Here is a 4,184-nt window from a genome sequence, read left to right on the forward strand (position 1 = left end):
GGTTTGTTCCTTTGTTTTTTGTTTGTTTTCAATTTACGGGAGCGGAACTAAACCCAGGACATATCAATAGGATCGTCGTAACCGATGTAGGGCTGGTAGCCGTTTCGGGTTCGGAGTTGGCCGAGTGCCCGTTCGTATTTGCCTGCGCGGGGGTTGTTGAGTGTTTTTTGGTCTTGGCTTATAAGTTCTTTGACCAGGAACTCATTAGGGCGGTGAACCTCGACGATGTATTTTCCCCAGCCGTAGCATCTGTCGTAGGAGCGTTCAATGGCGCGTGCTTTTTCTTGGGTGGATGCGTAGGTGGTGAGGATGGGGTGCTCACTGCCTTGTGGCGTTACGGTGATGGCGTAGAGATTTGTTTGGGTGTTACGGAATTCCACTGTTAGTTCACCTCGTCTTAGAGGTGATGTACATCGTGGGGTTCACTTTTTTGAAGTAAAAGAATTGTGGTTATTACTTGGCCCCAAATTGGGGCTCATAACCCGGAGGTCGCAAGTTCAAATCTTGCCCCCGCAACTTGATAAAAAAGACCCAGTTCTTAGGAACTGGGTCTTTTTTATTTTTGTCTTCTTTTACCCCGTGACCTAGAGGTTTTCTGAGGTACAAAGGCGACTATTTTTCTTAGACGGCTTATAAAGCTGAAGAATGTCGTGTATAGTCAAATCTTGGTTGATACGCATTTCTACGGATTCAACATCGTCTCTTCGATGTCATTGTTTTTGTAAAAATTCCTATTACCTCATCGGTGATGATTCTCTTCAACGCCCAGAAGGTTCTAGGCGGAGAAACTGATCCAGAGAACAAAAAGTGTTCTCACTTCCATATCTGAAGATCGATATGGAGCAATCGACCTCATTCTCGAGGTCATAACGAAAGTAATACAAAAAACATGGCTAACGGCACAGTAAAATGGTTCAACTCCGAAAAAGGCTACGGATTCATCCAGCCTGAAGACGGTTCAGAGGACCTTTTCTTCCATTACTCAGCAATCCAGAGCAGCGGTTACCGCACCGTTGAAGAGGGTCAGGCAGTAGACTACACCGCAGAGCGTGGCCCCAAGGGCATGCAGGCTAGCGAAGTTCGCCCCCTCTAATCCTTAGATTTTTAGAGAAAAAAGGACCGGTTCGATTGAACCGGTCCTTTTGGCATACCCTAACGCTTTAACTTAAGGTACGTCCTTTGAGTTCGGGCAGTACAAAGGACGCTGCCGCAGCTAGCACAAATGCCGCAGCAAACGTCCAGAAGAGGGCATTCATCCCGCCCCAAGCAAGGAGCGGGGGCACAATCAGTGGCGCTGCAATTGAAGCGATACGTCCAAAACCAGCCGCTGCCCCGGTTCCTTTACCTCGTACACTGGTGGGGTACAGCTCTGGCCCGATTGCATAGAGCGCTCCCCAGGCACCTAGATTGAAGAAGGAAAGTAAGCAGCCAGCCAGAATGAGGGTTGCTTCATTCCATGCCACTCCAAAGAGGCAGGCAGCAGCAGCGGAGCCGATGAGAAAAGCAGCCAAAGTGGAGCGTCGTCCCCAGCGTTCAATCAGAAAAGCTGCGACCGCATACCCGGGTATCTGAGCGAGCGTCATGATGAGAGTAAAGCTAAAGGATTTCACCAGCGTAAAACCCTGGGCATGGAGAATCGATGGAATCCATGTAAAAGCGCCGTAGTACGAAAGATTGATACAGAACCAGATCATCCACAGCGCGATGGTGCGTGAACGAAGTGAGCTGTGCCAGATCGAAGTGATGGGGGAGTCGCTGTGAGCAATGCTCGGCGAGGAGGAGGCTGGTTCCGCTGCTTTTTGCCCGATACGAGAAGACGAAAAGAGGGGCGGTGAGTCTTCGAAGGCACGGACTATTTTCTCGGCTTCGGCGTCTTTACCCTTCGCTTCTAAGAAGCGCACGGACTCGGGGAGTCCCAGTCGTATCACCATGGAATAGGCAGCGGGAACTAAGCCGATGGCAAGTGCCCACCGCCATCCATTCTCTGAGCTGGTGACCACGAACGTCCCGATGCAGGCAGCCGCTATCCAGCCCACTGCCCAAAAACCTTCCAGAATAACTACAACGCGCCCGCGAATGCGTGAGGGGGCAAATTCTGAGACGAGTGTGGAAGCAACTGGTAATTCGGCGCCCAGCCCCAGACCCACCACGAACCTAAAAATAATGAGTGCAGCCAGGGAACTCACCAGCGCCGATGCGCCCGTGGCAAGACCGTAAATCAACAGTGTTGCGGCAAAGATTTGCCGCCGTCCCCACCGATCTGCCAGCAGACCACCTAGCGATGCGCCAATGGCCATGCCCAGAAAGCCGATGGATCCCAGCCATGAAGTCTGAGTTGGGGTCAAACCCCACTGGACGGTAAGAGCCGCCATTACAAAGGAAATGAGCCCGACGTCCATGGCATCGAGTGACCAGCCAATGCCGGAGCCGATGAGCAGCTTAGAATGCTTGCGAGTAAAAGGGAGTCGATCAAGTCGTTCGTTTTTTGTTAGTGACATGGAGTGCTTTCAGAGAAGAAACGCTATTAGCAACCAATAGTAAAGGTTATTTAGACCTGAAGGAAGAGGGTGAGAAACGTGTCTGATTTTTCCCCGTTCTTCTCTTACCGTAAATCTCCGTTTCTAAATCGTGCCACAATAGAGAAAACGAGAGTCTAGAGGAGAAAAAGTGCGTCCACTCGTTATTGGTATCGCCGGGGGAACCGGGTCTGGTAAGACCACGCTCACCCGAGCGCTCATCGAATCGTTTGAAGAACAAGTTGCCGTAGTTTTTCACGACAACTACTACAAGAAAAACGATCACCTCACCTACGAAGAACGTTGTTTGCTCAACTACGACGCTCCGGATGCATTCGACAACGATCTTTTGGTCAAACAGCTAGATGCGCTCATCGAAGGGCAAACCATCGAGTGCCCCGTTTATGATTTCTCAGACCACAACCGCTCCGAAGAAACACTGATGGTGCAGACCCGTCCCATCATCATCGTGGAGGGCATCCTCATTTTTGCTGAGCCCGCAATTCGCGAGCGTCTAGACATCAAACTCTTTGTGGATACCGACGCCGACGTGCGCATCCTCCGTCGTATGCGGCGCGACGTCGTCGAACGCGGGCGTAGCATCGAATCTGTACAGACCCAGTATCTAGAGACCGTCAAGCCCATGCATGAGCTCTACGTTGAGCCCTCCAAACGATACGCGGACATCATCGTCCCTGAGGGCGGAACAAACTTGGTAGCGCTGGATATGCTGGTTCATCGTATTAAATCTCAGTTGGGTTCTCAGGCTTAAAGCTCATATACATGAGGGAGGCTCTCGCAGACGCGAGAGCCTCCCTCATGTATAGAAAGCGTTAGAAGCTAAATTATGCGTTCTTGTTCTTCAACGCAGCAAGTCGAGCCTCAAGCTCCGTTTCTTTGCCGAGTTCTTCCAAATCGTTGAACTGCGCATCGATGGAGGAGGATGCCAGCTCCTGCTGACCACGAACCATGGCTTCTTCGCGGCGTACCTTTTCCTCGAAACGTGAAATTTCAGAGGTAGGATCCATGACATCGAATGACTTCAAAGCGTCGTTGACCTGGGTTTGTGCTGATGCGTTCTTGCTACGAGCCACCAGCTCATCACGCTTGGAGGAGAGCTCACGGAGCTTTTCGCGCATCTTGGTCAGACCGTCTTTGAGCTGCTCAACGACCTGAGTCTGTGACTCAATCTGGGGCTTGATGGAAGCTGCTTCTTTCTCAGCCTGCATCTGGCGGCCCAGGGCAACCTTAGCGAGATTATCGAACTTATCAGCATTGGCGGTATCGCCGCTGGTACGGAATTCGTCTGCCTTGTTGGACGCAGCCAGAGCCTTGTTGCCCCACTCCTCAGCTTCACGCTGATCTTCTGCGAAATCTTCTTCGAGGAGGCGGAGGTTACCAATAGTCTGAGCTACTGCCTGTTCAGCTTCAGCAATGTTATTGGTGTAATCGCGTACCATCTGATCCAGCATTTTCTGGGGATCTTCTGCAGCGTCAATAATTGAGTTGATATTAGCCTTCGCAAGCTGAGCAATACGGCTGAAAATGGTTTGCTTGACCAACTTAAACTCCTTAGAGATTAATGAATATGTATATTTTTATTGTGCCAGGTAAAGGTTGAGAACGTGCAGAGTTTCAGGGAACTCTCAGGCAATGTTCACACTGAGC

General features: G+C 50.7%; 5 protein-coding genes. 2 read left to right on the forward strand and 3 right to left on the reverse strand.

Going from position 1 to position 4,184, the window contains the following annotated elements; genetic code table 11:
- Positions 1-47 precede the first annotated feature (47 nt).
- Entirely contained in the window at positions 48-380 is a 333-nt protein-coding gene (locus A7E48_RS05425; protein WP_068170513.1) for a hypothetical protein, read from the reverse strand.
- 509 nt (positions 381-889) lie between these two features.
- Between A7E48_RS05425 and A7E48_RS05430 the strand changes: the two genes are divergently transcribed.
- Positions 890-1,093 (forward strand): cold-shock protein, encoded by a 204-nt coding sequence (locus tag A7E48_RS05430; protein WP_068170519.1) that lies wholly within the window; start codon positions 890-892, stop codon positions 1,091-1,093.
- A gap of 67 nt (positions 1,094-1,160) precedes the next feature.
- Here A7E48_RS05430 and A7E48_RS05435 read toward each other — a convergent pair whose 3' ends face one another.
- Positions 1,161-2,498, reverse strand: coding sequence for an MFS transporter (locus A7E48_RS05435; protein ID WP_068170520.1), 1,338 nt, complete (start codon positions 2,496-2,498; stop codon positions 1,161-1,163).
- A gap of 169 nt (positions 2,499-2,667) precedes the next feature.
- On the opposite strand from A7E48_RS05435, the gene udk reads away from it, so the two are divergent.
- Positions 2,668-3,288: a uridine kinase gene (udk, locus tag A7E48_RS05440; RefSeq protein ID WP_068170521.1), complete on the forward strand. Its 621-nt coding sequence runs from the start codon at positions 2,668-2,670 to the stop codon at positions 3,286-3,288.
- Between the two features lie 73 nt (positions 3,289-3,361).
- Here the strand turns inward: udk and A7E48_RS05445 are convergent, their stop codons facing one another.
- Entirely contained in the window at positions 3,362-4,078 is a 717-nt protein-coding gene (locus A7E48_RS05445; RefSeq protein ID WP_068170522.1) for a PspA/IM30 family protein, read from the reverse strand.
- Between the last annotated feature and the right edge of the window lie 106 nt (positions 4,079-4,184).

The organism is Rothia sp. ND6WE1A (assembly GCF_001683935.1).
GTDB classification, from domain to species: Bacteria; Actinomycetota; Actinomycetes; order Actinomycetales; family Micrococcaceae; genus Rothia; species Rothia amarae.

Excerpts from the sequence above, each read along its gene's own strand:
- A7E48_RS05430 (WP_068170519.1), top strand. The coding sequence starts at position 890 with ATGGCTAACGGCACAGTAAAATGGTTCAACTCCGAAAAAGGCTACGGA.
- A7E48_RS05435 (WP_068170520.1), bottom strand. The coding sequence starts at position 2,498 with ATGTCACTAACAAAAAACGAACGACTTGATCGACTCCCTTTTACTCGC.